This is a genomic window from Niallia sp. FSL K6-0212 (genome assembly GCF_038007605.1).
GTDB classification, from domain to species: Bacteria; Bacillota; Bacilli; order Bacillales; family Cytobacillaceae; genus Niallia; species Niallia circulans.
Window position 1 is genome coordinate 190121 of sequence record NZ_JBBOXL010000001.1, and the last position, 15305, is coordinate 205425.

The 15305-nt window shown below is 34.3% G+C and carries 15 protein-coding genes; 1 reads left to right on the top strand and 14 read right to left on the bottom strand.

Features of this window, described 5'->3' with window-relative positions:
- Positions 1-91 precede the first annotated feature (91 nt).
- Both MHH96_RS00850 and hpf read right to left on the bottom strand, forming a co-directional pair.
- Positions 92-541: an Lrp/AsnC family transcriptional regulator gene (locus MHH96_RS00850; protein ID WP_061800934.1), complete on the bottom strand. Its 450-nt coding sequence runs from the start codon at positions 539-541 to the stop codon at positions 92-94.
- Positions 542-768: 227 nt separating this feature from the next.
- Positions 769-1317, bottom strand: coding sequence for a ribosome hibernation-promoting factor, HPF/YfiA family (gene hpf / locus MHH96_RS00855; RefSeq protein ID WP_047943892.1), 549 nt, complete (start codon positions 1315-1317; stop codon positions 769-771).
- Positions 1318-2181: 864 nt separating this feature from the next.
- On the opposite strand from hpf, the gene MHH96_RS00860 reads away from it, so the two are divergent.
- Positions 2182-3351: a glucose-1-phosphate adenylyltransferase gene (locus MHH96_RS00860; RefSeq protein ID WP_341118086.1), complete on the top strand. Its 1170-nt coding sequence runs from the start codon at positions 2182-2184 to the stop codon at positions 3349-3351.
- A gap of 48 nt (positions 3352-3399) precedes the next feature.
- On the opposite strand, the gene MHH96_RS00865 is transcribed toward MHH96_RS00860, so the two are convergent.
- The 12 genes from MHH96_RS00865 to MHH96_RS00920 all read right to left on the bottom strand — a co-directional run bounded on the left by MHH96_RS00865 (position 3400) and on the right by MHH96_RS00920 (position 15305).
- Positions 3400-3753: a flagellar protein FliT gene (locus tag MHH96_RS00865; RefSeq protein WP_341116360.1), complete on the bottom strand. Its 354-nt coding sequence runs from the start codon at positions 3751-3753 to the stop codon at positions 3400-3402.
- On the bottom strand, positions 3753-4154 hold the full coding sequence (fliS, locus tag MHH96_RS00870) for a flagellar export chaperone FliS (RefSeq protein ID WP_047943890.1): 402 nt from the start codon (positions 4152-4154) through the stop codon (positions 3753-3755). Before fliS ends, MHH96_RS00865 begins: the two co-directional genes overlap by 1 nt.
- 22 nt (positions 4155-4176) lie before the next feature.
- Complete coding sequence (gene fliD, locus MHH96_RS00875; RefSeq protein WP_341116362.1) at positions 4177-6003, bottom strand: flagellar filament capping protein FliD; 1827 nt, start codon at positions 6001-6003, stop codon at positions 4177-4179.
- 18 nt (positions 6004-6021) lie between these two features.
- On the bottom strand, positions 6022-6387 hold the full coding sequence (locus tag MHH96_RS00880; RefSeq protein WP_341116363.1) for a flagellar protein FlaG: 366 nt from the start codon (positions 6385-6387) through the stop codon (positions 6022-6024).
- Between the two features lie 110 nt (positions 6388-6497).
- A complete protein-coding gene (gene pseC / locus MHH96_RS00885) occupies positions 6498-7685 on the bottom strand; it encodes a UDP-4-amino-4,6-dideoxy-N-acetyl-beta-L-altrosamine transaminase (protein ID WP_341116365.1) in 1188 nt (395 codons plus the stop codon).
- Positions 7686-7715: 30 nt separating this feature from the next.
- Positions 7716-8657: an SDR family NAD(P)-dependent oxidoreductase gene (locus tag MHH96_RS00890; RefSeq protein WP_341116367.1), complete on the bottom strand. Its 942-nt coding sequence runs from the start codon at positions 8655-8657 to the stop codon at positions 7716-7718.
- A gap of 11 nt (positions 8658-8668) precedes the next feature.
- Positions 8669-9856 carry a glycosyltransferase gene (locus MHH96_RS00895; protein WP_336044394.1) on the bottom strand — a complete coding sequence of 396 codons (1188 nt, stop codon included), beginning with the start codon at positions 9854-9856 and terminating at the stop codon, positions 8669-8671.
- A 20-nt stretch (positions 9857-9876) separates the two neighbouring features.
- The gene (pseI, locus tag MHH96_RS00900) at positions 9877-10929 is read right to left on the bottom strand and encodes a pseudaminic acid synthase (protein WP_336044393.1); all 1053 of its coding nucleotides are present in this window, start codon (positions 10927-10929) and stop codon (positions 9877-9879) included.
- A gap of 201 nt (positions 10930-11130) precedes the next feature.
- Complete coding sequence (locus MHH96_RS00905; RefSeq protein ID WP_341116371.1) at positions 11131-13038, bottom strand: NAD-dependent epimerase/dehydratase family protein; 1908 nt, start codon at positions 13036-13038, stop codon at positions 11131-11133.
- Entirely contained in the window at positions 13031-13618 is a 588-nt protein-coding gene (locus MHH96_RS00910) for a GNAT family N-acetyltransferase (protein WP_047943884.1), read from the bottom strand. Before MHH96_RS00910 ends, MHH96_RS00905 begins: the two co-directional genes overlap by 8 nt.
- Positions 13612-14406 (bottom strand): SDR family NAD(P)-dependent oxidoreductase, encoded by a 795-nt coding sequence (locus tag MHH96_RS00915; RefSeq protein ID WP_236691814.1) that lies wholly within the window; start codon positions 14404-14406, stop codon positions 13612-13614. Before MHH96_RS00915 ends, MHH96_RS00910 begins: the two co-directional genes overlap by 7 nt.
- A 2-nt stretch (positions 14407-14408) precedes the next feature.
- On the bottom strand, positions 14409-15305 hold the full coding sequence (locus tag MHH96_RS00920) for an aldo/keto reductase (RefSeq protein WP_047943882.1): 897 nt from the start codon (positions 15303-15305) through the stop codon (positions 14409-14411).

The window sequence follows — 15305 nt, forward strand, 5'->3', positions numbered from 1 at the left end:
ATTAATTCGGATAGACTTTGGAAAAAAGAAGACAATAAAATACCAAACAAAAGATTAACATAATAAATTTGATCTTTGTTTGGTATTTACATCAAATTTTTAAACCATTTCTACTTTTAAACCTTCTTAAAAGAATATGACTTTCTACTCTTGTGATGCCTTCTAAGGAATATAATTCGTTGTTTGTAAAGCTTTCTAGTGCTTCGAAGTCTTCAACGAGAACATGCATATGTAAGGTGCTTGGACCCGTCATTTGATAGCAGCTGGCCACAACAGGATTTTCCGCTAGTGTTTGGGCTACTTGAATGAGGGAAGCTGGTTCGCAGTCTACTTCAAAAAAGGCAGAAACTGTTTTGCCTACTTTTTCCGAATTGATAACAGCACTGAATTTTTCAATCACTCCATTTTCGATTAGTTGGCTGACTCGCTCTCTTATAGCCACGCGGGATAATTGCAGCTCTTTGCCAATTTCCACATAGGAAAGCCTGCCATTTTCTGTAAGTAATTCTAATATTTTTTTGTCTATTGCATCTAATTTCATTTAATCACCACGCATCTTCTGTTTTAAAATATGCTTCATTATAGCTTGTAGATTGGAAATAAGGAAGTTCTTTTTAGAATTTTCTAACCTTTAAAGGGGATGACAAAATCGGATGAAATATTTGGTTGAAATGTCTATTGACTTATGGGGTTTTAACGGATTATTCTCGTGTATTATATAAACAATAAAATAAAGCCTGCAATGTTTCACTGCAGGCTTTATCTTTATTATTGAGCTTCAATTAGACCGTATTTTCCATCTTTTCGTTTATAGACGATATTGGTGTTATTTGTTTCTGCGTCTGTATAAACGAAAAAGTTATGGCCTAGTAAATCCATTTGCAGGATTGCTTCTTCACTATCCATTGGTTTTAGATTGAAGCGTTTTTGGCGGACAATTTCTAGCTCCTGTTCTTCTTCCTCCACATTTGGTGTGCTTTCGTAAGAACCAAATAGTTCATTCAGATTTCCTTTTTCTCTATGCTTACGATTTACTTTTGTTTTATGTTTTCTTATTTGTCTTTCTAATTTATCAGAGATTAAATCAATAGCTGCATACATATCCATATGATCTTCTTCTGCACGTAACAGCAACTGGGACATTGGAATTGTAACCTCTACCTTGGAAGTTTTATCATTGTACGTTTTTAAATTTACATTTACTTGTGCATCTGGTGATTCAGAAAAATATCTTTCTAATTTAGAGATTTTCTTTTCGACATACTCTCTAATTGCTGGAGTTACCTCAATGTTTTCTCCTCTAATGTTGAAATTCATAAGTTACTCCTCCTTTATAGTTTCCAGTGCAAGTCTTATTTTTTCCTTATAGTAAATGAAAATATACCATATAAGGAATCATTTTGACTATACTATCTATTTCTATCATACCCTGGCAAAATCCTGCTAAAACAATAAGAAATTTCGACAAAATTGTGAACTTTTTAAATACAAACGCTTACTATTATTCTATCGAAAATTATTTTCAGCAAATTTTTATGTTAGAAAATGTTTCAAAACGATTAACAGCGGTTATATATACACCATAATCAAAACGTATAGCTCGTACGATAATAAAGTGACTGATTACTTAGTAAAAGAACTAGTTCTTTGAAAAAAGAAGATAGGCAAGTGTTAGTATAACCATTATTTTCTATTTCAAAAGTAGAGGCTATTGAAGTTAAATATCTATACAAAGATTCTCCCTTTTGAAAAACATTTCGACATAATGTAAGAGAAGAAGCCTATATTCCTAACAATAGATGGAATTATGAGTATTACTTATTCGGTCGGTGTCGAGTTTTAGCGAAATTAATCAAAATATTTTTACAATTCAATGTTTTATATTTGCTACAATGAACACATTAAGAATTTAACCTGGAGGTAAAAGAATGAGTGAAGCAATATTACAAAATCAGCCTGAATTAGAATTAAAAGAAATGGAAGAGGAAGAGTACTATTACAAGTTGTGGGAAGACGATCGTTTATAGGCCGAAATAGATCTACTTGATACGAAAAGGAAGAACATTTGCTTTTTTAAGAAGTGTTCTTAAAATTTGAAATCTTCCTGGTAAAATAAGTAATAAATTACTTTCTTTTGAATTTCTAACAAATGAACTTTGATAACGCATACTGGAGGGATCTATTTTGAATAAAAAATGTATTGCAATGCTATTGGCTGGCGGAAGAGGGACAAGACTAAAAAAACTAACAGAAGAATTAGCAAAACCGGCAGTACCCTTTGGGGGAAAATACCGTATTGTTGATTTTACATTAAGTAATTGCCGTAATTCAGGAATAGATACTGTTGGTGTATTAACACAATATCAGCCGCATGTACTGCAAAATTACATTAAAGACGGAAAAGATTGGGATTTGGACAGCAGAGATGGCGGACTAAGCATCCTCCCTCCATACCAATGTGGTACAGAAGAACGCTGGTATGATGGTACAGCCCATGCTATCTATCAAAATATATCCTATATTGACCAGTATAACCCGGATTATGTTCTCGTTATTTCTGGTGACCATATTTACAAAATGGATTATAATTTAATGCTGCAGCAGCATATTAAAACTGGGGCAGATGCAACAATTTCTGTTACGGAGGTTCCTTGGGAGGAAGCAAATCGTTTCGGTATTATGAACACAGATGGCACCAATAATCGAATCGTCGACTTTGAAGAAAAGCCATCTAATCCTAAATCAAATCTAGCTTCCATGGGTGTATATATTTTCAAATGGAAAACGCTTAAATACTATCTACAAAAAGAAGAAAAGAACGAATTATCTTCTAAGGACTTTGGAAAAGATATTATTCCTGCCATGCTGACAGATAACCGCAAACTACATGCTTACACCTTTAAAGGTTATTGGAAGGACGTTGGGACAATCGACAGCTTCTGGGAAGCAAATATGGACTTATTATCAAAGGAAAGCAATATCTTTCTAAATGACAAAGACTGGACCGTATTTACCCACGAACAGTGCTACGCCCCGTCCTATATCGAATCTTCCGCTACCGTAAATCGCTCCATTATCAGTGAAGGCTGCGAAATTTATGGAACTGTTGAAAACTCTGTTATCTTCAATGATGTCATTATCGGAAAAGGAGCAATCGTCAAAGATTCCGTACTCCTGCCTGGAACCGTTATCGGCGAAAATGCTGTCATTGAAAAAAGCGTAACAGCATGCAATGTAACAGTGGGTGATCACAGCATTATTGCACCAAAGGACGCAGATTCAGAAATTATTTTGATCGGTGAAAGTATTGAGAATAAGCAGACCCGTGTTGGATTGTCGAGAGTGATTTGAATATAATATCAAATAAAAATGTTGTTGCCTTAATTGGCAACAACATTTTTATTTTTTCTTATCATAAAACATGCCATCTATGGAGATATTTCCACCATACGGATCATTATATTGATTAATCCTTTTCTTTCTCACTTGCTGCTGCTTTAAATCTGTTTTTATTTTCCCTTGCAAAGAAACCATCTTGTCCTGCAGAAGTTTCTCTGAAGCGATCATTTCTTTTTTATCTGCTTCATTAATTTTCGGCCATAAAGGAAGCTGATTTAATAATTCTTCCCTCTTCTCTAATAACTCATTTATTTCCTTTATAACAGCTTCTCTTTCCTCTATCGTTCCTTCCTCTATCGTAAGAAGTCCAAGCAGCTTTTCCGTACACTCTTTATAGTCAGTTAATGGATTCATTATGCTAATCCATTGGAAGGTCCAATATCTTTTTTCGCTATTTTTATTACTTCCTTCCAAGTATCACGAAATTCGATAACATAACCTTCGACTTCATTTAATATATTTATATCATTCTTAGTATTAGCTTCCACTAATCTTCTGTAAATATAATCGTACATTTGGAGCATATTTTTAGAAATATCAATCTCTAAATTTAATGTAATCATCAACTCATTAATGATATTTTGGGCTTTACCAAGATTTTCATTTCGTTTTTCAATATTTTTATCCTCAATAGCTCTTTTGGCTAATGTAATAAATTTCAAACAACCATTATACAGCATAAGAGTCAAATCACCGGGAGACGAAGTATTGACTGCATTCTGCTTATAGGTTTGGTATGGTTGATTAATTGCCATCTACTTACTCACCCCTAAGTTATTATGATCCATTTTGTGCAAAAAAGCCTGCTAATTGCGAAGATTGATTATTTAATTTCTGTATAGCCTTTTCCATTGCATTATACTGTGACCAATAACGATCTTCTATTTGCTTTAATCGATATTCCATTGATTCAATATTATCATCAATTCGCAGCATATCTTTACCAATGGTATAATTATATTCCGTTTTAAACGTATTACCAGCTTTTTCTTCAATTTGTTTCATAGTATCTGATATATCCGTTCTTAGCCTTCTCGCTAATCCTTGTTGATCAGTTGTTGGGCCATCCGCCATAAATAACTGGTATACCGCTTCTGGATTATCTTCGATTGCTGCTTTTAATTTATCTTCATTAATCTCTAGCTTACCACGTTCTAAATAGTCCTTCGAAGTAGTGATCCCAATTTCAGCCAACTGATTATATTTTTCAATTGTTTTTGTTTTATCATTAACTGTTACAGACGCATATAAGGAGTTTCTCATTTTATTTAAACCAGAGGTTAAAAGGGGATCTCTCTTCAGTAAGCCACTTTTCGCCTTTTCCTCCCATTGCTCAATCTCCTTTTCACCCATTGCCGCCTTCTGTTCTTCTGTAAGAGGCTGAAAAGCTGAATAACGCTGAGCAGTAAGTTCTGTATTAACAGCACCGATTGTTTCATTATATTTATCGACAAAAGATTTTATCGTATCAAAAATACTATCTGTATCAGTTTGAATATTTACATTCACACTTTCACCAGCAGCAGTATTTTTATTTAAATTAAAGGTAACATCGTTCATTGTAAAGGTATTGGATTTTCTAGATGTTTTTAATCCATTAATGGTGAATTCAGCATCAGACCCAGCCGTTTTTTCAGTTAAATTTAGAGTTTTAGTAAAAAATTCGGCATCCTTTCCCAAAAACTCAATTTCTTCTGCCCCGTTATTTAGTATGCCAGTATCTGTGCGTTGTGCGACCACTTTATCAGTACCAGTGTCATAAAACATACTGATCCCCACATTAGAACTATTAATTTTACTAAACATACTATTTAATGAAGTGGAACCATCAATTTTAAAACTTTGCTTATTTTTTGTACCATCTTCATTTGTTGTTTGAATATCAAACTCAATGTAGCTGTTCTTCTTAAGATTGTCCCCACTCACTGTTACCGTGCTATTTTCTGGAAGAATTTCACCAAATGTCATTTTTCCAGTGGCTGGATTAACATATACAGTATCAGCTGCTCTAGTACCTTTCTCTGGAGCATCTCCTTCTATCAGCTGAACTTTAAACGTTTTATCGGTTCCTCCTGTTACAGTTATTGAATCAGGAAATCCAGATAAGGAAGTACCGCTTAGATATATTTCATCACCATGTCCTGTTAAAGTCTGTGAAAAACTTTCTCCCTTCCATTGAATTCCAGAGTCATCAGAGAGTTTGCTTTGCTGGGAAAGTAAACTCTTGGTAGGATCTAGCGTACTATTACTAATTTTATCTGCACTTTGTACTTTAGCGGACTTTGCCATTACAACATCGGAGATATTATATGAAACATTCCCTGCATTCGCTTTTGCACTTACTGATACTATATCCTTGTTTGAAGAAACAGCAGTTCTTTTCATCATATTTGATTGTTTAGAAATACCTTCAAATATGAAAGTATCGAACTCTTTTAATTTTGCATTCATTGTTCGGTAATTATCACGTTGCCATTCTAAAATTTGCTTTTGCTGTTTTAGTTTGTCTAGAGGCATACGCTGCACTTTCATTAATGAATCGACAATCGATTGTGTGTCAAGTCCACTGGCAAGACCGGTGAATTTTATTGAATTTACACTCATTATAAATCCTCCTCTAATTTAAAGCTTTTTATCTATAAATATTCCGATAAACTCTGTCATTTTTGCATAGATGTCTAAAAGTTCTTTAGATGGAATTTCTCTTATAACCTTCTCTGTAGCTTTATCAACGACTTCTATATAATAGCGTTCTGTTTCATCATGGACCTTAAAATTTATAGAAGTATAATGTGGCTTTAAAAATTCATTGATACTCGTTACTATTTCTTCCGCTTTCTCTTTTTTCAGAATGTTAGTCGATTCTTCTGAAAGAGTATCCACCAATTTGGTGTAATCCCTATTATTTAAGCTAATTTCATTATCATTTCTGGTTGAGTTCACTAAGTTAGATATAGTCGATTGTTGTTGATTTATCTCCAATTTCATCCATATAACAGCTCCTCTATCAGATCCTTTAATTTTTATATCGGATACTCTAAACATTTATTAACAAAAAGTTATTTCAATTGTAAATAAAATGGGATAAATAAGGAAAATTACCTTACTTTCGAAAAATAGCCTATTACTTTCTGTACAGCTTTTATTACAGATCGCACATCTTCCTCTGTCATTTTCGGAAATAAAGGAAGTGTAATCGCTTCTTCATAGTAGAGTTCAGCGTGAGGACAAATCCCCTTCTTATATCCTAAGTTTTGGTAATAAGCTAAAGTATGGACTGGGATATAATGAACATGCACACCTATATTTTCAGCACGTAAAGCTTCAAATATAGTCTTTCTATCTACACTTAAACTGTCTAATCGCAATCGAAGCATGTATAAATGCCAACTTGATTCACCAGCTGCCTCTTGAAAAGGTACCACTACATTCGGAATGTTATGAAAAGCAGCTGTATATTGATTAGCAATCTCTCTGCGTCTTTTTACAAAACTATCAAGTCTTTTTAATTGAGAACATCCTAAACTAGCTTGTATATCTGTCATTCGGTAGTTCATACCTAAATCAACCATTTCATAGCTCCATGGTCCCTCATCCTCTTTTAAAGTATCCTTCGTGATGCCATGTGATCGAAATAATCGAAGTTTTTTTGCATATTCTTCTGAATTAGTGACAATAATGCCACCTTCACCTGTCGTTATATGCTTGACAGGATGAAAGCTGAACATCGTCATATCAGCTTGAGAACCAACCTTTTCTCCCTTATAGGAAGCACCAATCGAATGTGCACCGTCTTCTATAAAAACTAAATGATACTTTTTACATAACGCTTTGATTCCATCTAAATCCGCCGGCTGTCCTGTATAATCTACAGCAATAACTGCCTTTGTTTTAGAGGTAATCAGTTTTTCGATATTAATTGGGTCAATGTTATAAGTTTGTTTATCAATATCTGCAAAAACTGGTTTTCCTCCCATATAAAGAACACAGTTGGCGGACGCTGCAAATGTCATTGGGGTTGTAATGACTTCATCTCCATCACCTATGCCAGCTGCATAACAAGCACCATGCAGAGCAGCTGTGCCATTTATAAAAGCAACGGCATATTTTGTGCCGACATATTCTGCTATCGCTTGTTCAAATTGATCAATTTTAGGACCCTGTGTTAAATAAGGACTTTGCAATGTTTCTACAACTGCCTGTACATCTTCTTCTGTAATCCATTGTTGGCCATACGACAGAAACTCCTGTCTTACTGGTTGGCCTCCATACAATGCTAATTCCATTTCATTTTCCTCCTTTGGAAAAAAGCCACCTTACATCAGGTGACTTTTAATCCATTCTTCCGTTTCTCTTAATCCTGCTTCTAACGTATACTTAGGGCTCCAATTTAATAATTGTTTTGCCTTATCATAATTGCATAAAAGCTTTTGAATCTCACTTTGCGGATGAATATGTTCAATGTGTTTAATACGGTCCGAATCTCCAACAATTTTAAGGGCCAGTTCATTGATAGAAACGTCTCTTCCTAAGCCAGCATTTACAATTTCTCCGTTTACAGCATCTGAATATCCAGCATTCACAACAAACTCTGCACAATCTTCCACATATAATAAATCTCTTGTTTGCGTTCCCTCACCATATATATGAAGCTGCTCTCCAGCTATTTTTTTCTTCAGAAAAATGGCTACTACGCCACCTTCTCCTCCAGTTTTCTGAAAAGGTCCATATGTATTAAACGGACGGATTACAACAGTCGGCAAACCGTAAGCATGATAATAAGACAATACCATATTTTCCGCTGCAATTTTACTTCCTGCATAAGGAGAAGCTGGTTTAATTGCATGCTGTTCTGTAATCCCTGTTTCATCGGTACATTGATCATACACCATACATGTACTCATAAATACAACCTTTGTGTTGGTTTTTCTACACTGTTCCAATACATAGAAAGTCCCGATAGTATCGTTGTTAAAAGTTGTTCGAGGATCATCAATCGAATCTTGGACATTAATCGATGCTCCAAGATGATAGCAAATATCAAAGGATGTTTTAGCAAACAATTTCTTTAACAATGCCTCATCCTTAATATCGCCAATAATGAATTCCTCTAGTTGATCTTTAAATTCCTCAATATTTTTATCACTGCCATTAGATAAATCATCTAAAATCCAGACTTTATGTCCATCTGCCAGCAACTTCTTTGCTACAGCTCTGCCAATAAAGCCTGCTCCGCCTGTTAATAGAATATTCTTCAACTTTAATCCTCCTACTGAATTGCTCTTAAACCTTGATGTATATCAATAGTCTCTAGTATTTTTAATGCTCTATTAATCCATGTATGATTTTGATTGGTTTGTTCAAATCCCTTATTCGCTATTTTTTGTAACAATTCTTCATTCTCCAAATAAGCTTTTATTCTTTCAGGGAGTAATGGATCATTATGTTGATAATAGATAATGTCATTGTTATGGGTATACCTTTTACTTATATAGCTATTTTCATCTGTTAAACAGGTAGCTCCCATCATCATACTATCAAAAATTCTTTCATGCGTTCCATTTGGAAAATTAGGAAAAATATTAAGTGTTATCTTTGTTTCCTTTAATAGCTCCTTCATCACAATAGCATCTACTGATGAATATATCTTAGCTTGTGAATTTTTCTTACCTTCCAAAAAGTCCCACCCACTTCCATAAATAGAAATAGGACAATCAAGTAAACTCTCTATAAGCTTTCTTCGTCGATAAAAACGAGTGTATCGATCAATTTCATATAATAATTTCCCTACACTATCAGAATAAAACGTATTGATCTTAATATCCATTTGCTCTAATGTTTCAAAGAAATTTGTCTGCAGATTTTTGTTCGTACCACTTAACAATTTTTCCGATGTGTCAATCATTACTTTGCGTAAACCTGAGGGAAGGTGTTTCCATCCATTTAAAACTTGGTCAGGATTTACTCCACTGCCTGTAAAAAGAATATCAATTTTTCTTTCAGAAATAGGCTTCCGGATTTCATTAGTATAATCTGTGCCATGCGGAATAAAGACTTTAGTTGCCATATTATTTACAAAGTAATTTAAATCTACTAGATGGCTTTTATCAACAAATGAAACAACAAGATTTTTTATCGTAAGTTTTAATCTATCTAGATGATATAATGGATGGTCGACAAAAAAGGCAAAAAGCGGGATATTAATTACATCATAGAGGGATTTTTCTCCAGATTTTATATCTGCCCCCCAACCATTCATCCCAAAGAAAAAAGATACATTTTCTTCCTTAATCGTAGTTTCTAATTTACCGACCCAATCCTTTTCTAATAAATCTATTTTTATTACTTGAAAATTTAATTTTACAAACGCTAATCCAATTTCTTCTGACATAATACGCATCGAGTTATATTGACTATGACCTAGAAAAATTACAATAGTCTTATTAACTGTTTCCAATCCATCAGCACCCTATTATTTTATTTGAAACAATCCCAAGATAATGGTGTTCCTTTTTTAAAAGATTTTTGAAATTTCATCCCTAATGTCTGTTCAAAATATTTAGGCGACAACCCTTTACCCGGACGGATAGATCGAACATTTTCAGTAGTAACTATCTCTCCTTCTTCTACATCTTCAACAATATAAAGAGAGCGTCGATGTTCTAAAGAGGCGGATTCATCTTTCGTTGTTCCATAAGTAACTTTCCCTAAACTCTGCCATGCTCGCTTACTATCTTCCACTAGTACTTTCATTTCTTGTGGTTCCATGGAAAAAGTAGAGTCTACTCCACCATCAGACCGTAATGTAGTGAAATGCTTTTCTATTACGGTTGCTCCTAATGCTACGCTAGCAACAGATACACCTACACCTAACGTATGATCTGACAAACCAACCTCACATTTAAAAAGCTCTTTCATATGTGGAATTGTTCTAATATTGGTATTCTCTGGAGAAGAAGGATAGGTACTTGTACACTTCAATAATATTAAATCCTCACACCCTGCCTCTCTCGCTGTGCGTACTGCCTCATCAATTTCAGCGATACTCGCCATACCAGTAGAAATAATAACTGGTTTGCCTGTCGAAGCGACTTTCTTGATAAGAGGAATGTCGACATTTTCAAAAGACGCAATTTTATATGCAGGAACATTTAATGTTTCTAAAAAGTCAACCGCACTTTCATCAAAAGGAGAACTGAAAGCAATTATACCTAACTCCTCACATCTCTTAAAAATTTGTTCATGCCATTCCCAAGGAGTATATGCTTCTTTATATAATTTATAGAGTGAGCTTCCCTTCCATAAATTATTGTCATTCTCAATAAAAAACTCGCCTTCATCAATATCCAATGTCATTGTATCGGCTGTATAGGTTTGTAATTTTATCGCATCGACACCTGCTTCCGCAGCTTTTTCAACAATTTGTAATGCTCTTTCTAATGATTGATTATGATTTCCGGACATCTCCGCGATAATAAAGGGAGGATGATTTTCTCCAATTAATCGGTTTCCAATGCGTATCTCTTTCATTTTTACCCTCTTTTGATTTATTTTTAAATTTGATTTTTCTATGTTTTTTAAATTGGGGATATACCCGAGAATTATTCCTCTGCAAATAAAAGGCAATAAATAGTTTGGCTTTATTTGGGTATAAACATTTTATCACTTTTATCAAGAATCCTACTATATTATTTCATCTTCTCAAGGAATTTCACTTCTTTATTATAGTACTTACTTAACAAATGTATCACTGGCAAAGCGGATCATTTTTACTCCAGGTTTTGCGGGAACAAAGGAATAATCATTAATATTCATTCCCTCTGACTCTAATAAAAACCAACGGAAACTGTCTAACCCTGCATTTATACTTAACGTACTAGCTCCGCCAAATCTAGCATTACACTCTATTATGTGATAATTATCTTTCTCGTCTTTTATAACCTGCAAAACAACATGTCCATATAAATTTAATTTTTCTACTAATACTTTTGCTAACTCTTCTAAGCGTTGATCTTGAAAGGTTGTAGTAATTTGAGATTCCCCATTTACTACTAAGTCCCGTGTTCTACATACGACTCCTTTAGCCTTTCCATTTTTGCCAACATATAAATCTATGCTTATTTCTTTCCCTTCTATATAGGGCTGATAGATTGGCTCCATTAATTTTTTTGCATGCAATTTGGCATTTTCTTCATTTAAATTTATTCCGATATTTTGCGAACCTGCGCCAAATCTTTCTTTTACCACATAAGTACTTGCTTTAACTTGATCAATTGACAAAGCAGTGGGAATAACAGGTAGGTTGAATGACTCTAACTCCTTAGCAAAAGTTAATTTATCTAAAGAAGCAGCGATTCCCTTTTCATCTGATACCATAACGTGTACACCCGCTGTTGCTAATTGGTCTTTATTACGAGCAAACCATAATAATTCCCCATCACGTGTCGGAATAATATATTTAATTGTATTTTCTTTACAATAACGTAACAGCTCCTCAACAGTTAAATCAGAAAGTAATGGCATATGCCAAAAATCATCAGTAAAATAAGCTGCAATACAATTTTCGTTACCATCTGCACTTATTATTTTGCTATCCCACCCTAATTTTTGAACAGCTTTTCTAACTGATTCTATTAAAGGTACTTTTTTTGAGGCACTTGTAATTAAAATATTGCCAAATGTTTTAGCATTTTCTATCTGTTTCTCCGCCTGTTTCTTTTCAAAAGCAATTAATTCTGGAATCATATCCTCTACTTGTTTTTCAGGTATCCAGCCAGTATATTGTTTTAACTTTGTTACATCAGCTTGAGAGGCTTCATAAAGGATATCACTTTCTTCTTCCGAATAATCCATATCAGGAAAATGCTGTTTTAAAACAGCTATTATATCTGACACTTTTCGTGCGTTTCCATTACCAAGATTCACAATACCACTTGCATCGCTAACAGCAAGCCTTAAAAGCCCTTCCGCCACTTCTCCTGCATAAATATAGTCAAACATGCCTTCTTTTCGATAGACTTTTATTGGCTCCTTATTTAATAGAGCTCTAACCCATCTTGATATGATGTCACGAGAATTCTTTCCATAAACGCGATAAATTCGAGCATTAACCGAACTAAAAGAAACCTGGTTGAATCCCTCTAAAAAGCGCAGTTCAATTTCATGCATTAATTTAGCCACACCTGTCAGGTTCCGTGGATAGATAGGGTCACTTTCTTTTAACAATGTTGGCACGGAAGCCGGCTGATTAAATTGATATAAATCAGGATTATAAATTAAGTAGCTAGATGCAAAAACTACTCTTTTTAAATTTGGATTATCTTTTAAACAATCCATTAAATGATGGCCTAATTTTACATTATGCTGATCATTCTCACTCCAAAATTCATATGTTTCCACCGATCTTTCAAACGTTGCCGCTAAATGAAAAAAATATTCCGGATCAAAAGCATCTAGTTCTTCTTTTGTTATGTAATTTAAATCTCCTTGCCAGTATTTAATATCCTCAGACCATTCTGCTGGTTTGAATTTTAAATCTCCTACAAGAATTTCTGCACCTAATTGGTGAAGCTTAGAAACTAATTCCCTTCCAATAACTCCTGCACCACCGCTAACAAAAACACGCTTGCCTTTAAGCATTATTTACACTCCTTAATAAACATCCATGTAATAATGAATCTACATATTCGTTATTTATTAAAACATGTTCCTTCATTCTTCCCTCAAATTCAAATCCATTTGCTTCTAAAATTCCCACATGAAATGGCCTTATATCATACGTTTCTGTGAATAAACGATTAAATTTCAACTGCTGTTTCGCTATTCTTTTTAAAAAGTTTAAGAAATACCGAAAATCTTTTTCGTACAGTTGATTATTTTTTACTCGGTTAGGATCAACTAAAAAGGATACTTCTGCTCGTTTAGCCTCCCAATCTATATTTGTTAATCCTCCATAGCCGATTAATTCTTTATTATAACAATAACTAAAAAGCAATTGTTTAGGTTCTTCTACCTCAAAGAGAGGGATCACTACTTTTTGGTAATACAAAACTTGTCCTTCATCTGTTAATGGCTGCTTTTGTCTTAATACATCCATTTGTTTATTTCGATATTCCTTTATCTTCATCATATCTTCTTGTCTAAGCGGCTCTATATGATAGTTATCCTGCTCTAGAATATTCTCCTTTAGGCACTTATATCGATAGGATTTACTTACCATGCTGTCCAACCACCATCCACACATAGATTATGTCCTGTTACAAAAGAAGAAGCATCTGATGCGAGATAAGCAACCGCCCCTTTCAATTCTTCCGGTCTCCCTACTCTGCTCAATGGATTTTTCCTAGCTAGCTGTTCTACAAATTCTTCATTCTTCAGTACTTCAGTTTTCGGAAAAGGACCTGGCGAAATGGAATTAGCCCTAATACCTTCCTTGCCATAATGGCTTGCTATATATTTAGTAAATTGGATAATAGCTGCTTTACCAGCACCATAATTAGGGGGATTATTTTGACCACTGTTCCCGTAAATTTCAGGATTCGGAGATACTACTCCATACATAGAGGAAATATTAATAATATTTCCAGATCCTTGCGCTACCATATAGGGCAAAATACTATTCGTCAAGCGAAAGGTCTGATTGATTGTTCCATCAATACCTATTTCCCAATCCTTATCTGACATCGTTTCTATCTTCCCTGTTGATCCGTATGAAGCATTATTAACCAGAATATCAACCTTTTCAAACTCTTTCAGAGATACTTCAACACAGTTAGTAATAGAGTCTCTATTTGAAACGTCTAAGTAGATAGGTAGGCAAATAACTCCATATTGATTCATTAATTTTTCCGCTAGCTGCTTATTATTTTCTTGGTTTCTGCCTGCCAATATTACATTGGCACCTGACTCTGCAAGACTTTCAGAAATGGCGGAGCCTAAATGCCCACTGGCACCAGTTATAAGAGCGGTTTTATGTTTTAAAGAGAATAACTCTTCCAACGATTTCAATACTAATCCCTCCATCTCGACGGATTTATTATATTTTCAGAGATATCTCTAAAGGATATATTAATTTCCTCCATAATTGAAGAGGAGAGCGTAGGCAATTCACTAATGCGTATGTTTTCTCTCAACTGGTCCAAAGATTCACATCCAACAATCATTTTATCCACATAAGAATTGTCTCTTATAAAGAGAAAAGCGAGTTCACTTATCTTCAATTTCTCCCTTGCCGCAATTTCCTTTAATCTTAGTAAATACGGAGAAGCGGCTTTTAAGGAATTGGGCAGCTCCTGTTCCTCTAAAAATAATAGCCCCTGCAAATAAACACTTCTAACATGGATTTCAATTTTATTATTACTTAATACTTGTAGAAGTCCCTCATTTATTAAACGGATATCAAAAACATTCATTGGCACTTGAATGATGTCAAAAATCCCTAACTCTATTACTCTTTTCACCTGTTCAGGTGAATAAATAGAAATTCCCATTTTATTAATGTGATGCTTCTCTTTCAGATTTTCAATCCATCCACAATCTCTTTTCGTTAATTTGTCCAAAACATTTGCATCATGAAATAACACACCATATAGCTGTTCTACCCCTAATTTTTTCTGAGATGCTCTAATAGATTTTTCTATTCCATCTATATTATTTTCGCTCATAGAAGGGATTTTAGTAATAATATTTAAGGATTCACCCATTTCTTCTTTTAAAAATGATCCTATTATTTCTTCACTTTGCCCATATCCAGGTGCCGTGTCAAATGTCATAATTCCGTGTTTTACAGCATAATTTAAGATTTCTGCTGCTTTTTGCTTATCAGGTTGACCAATTCGGTTTGCAATCCCATATGCCTGCCCTAACTGAACCGTTCCTAAGGCTAATTTCTTTTGCGTGTGATTCAT

Coding starts and splice junctions, on each gene's coding strand:
- MHH96_RS00865 (WP_341116360.1), bottom strand. CDS start 3,753: ATGAATCCATTAACTGACTATAAAGAGTGTACGGAAAAGCTGCTTGGA.
- hpf (WP_047943892.1), bottom strand. CDS start 1,317: ATGAATTTCAACATTAGAGGAGAAAACATTGAGGTAACTCCAGCAATT.
- MHH96_RS00880 (WP_341116363.1), bottom strand. CDS start 6,387: ATGAAATTGGAGATAAATCAACAACAATCGACTATATCTAACTTAGTG.
- MHH96_RS00905 (WP_341116371.1), bottom strand. CDS start 13,038: ATGCTTAAAGGCAAGCGTGTTTTTGTTAGCGGTGGTGCAGGAGTTATT.
- MHH96_RS00910 (WP_047943884.1), bottom strand. CDS start 13,618: ATGGTAAGTAAATCCTATCGATATAAGTGCCTAAAGGAGAATATTCTA.
- pseI (WP_336044393.1), bottom strand. CDS start 10,929: ATGAAAGAGATACGCATTGGAAACCGATTAATTGGAGAAAATCATCCT.
- pseC (WP_341116365.1), bottom strand. CDS start 7,685: ATGGAATTAGCATTGTATGGAGGCCAACCAGTAAGACAGGAGTTTCTG.
- MHH96_RS00850 (WP_061800934.1), bottom strand. CDS start 541: ATGAAATTAGATGCAATAGACAAAAAAATATTAGAATTACTTACAGAA.
- MHH96_RS00920 (WP_047943882.1), bottom strand. CDS start 15,305: ATGAATCACACGCAAAAGAAATTAGCCTTAGGAACGGTTCAGTTAGGG.
- fliD (WP_341116362.1), bottom strand. CDS start 6,003: ATGAGTGTAAATTCAATAAAATTCACCGGTCTTGCCAGTGGACTTGAC.
- fliS (WP_047943890.1), bottom strand. CDS start 4,154: ATGGCAATTAATCAACCATACCAAACCTATAAGCAGAATGCAGTCAAT.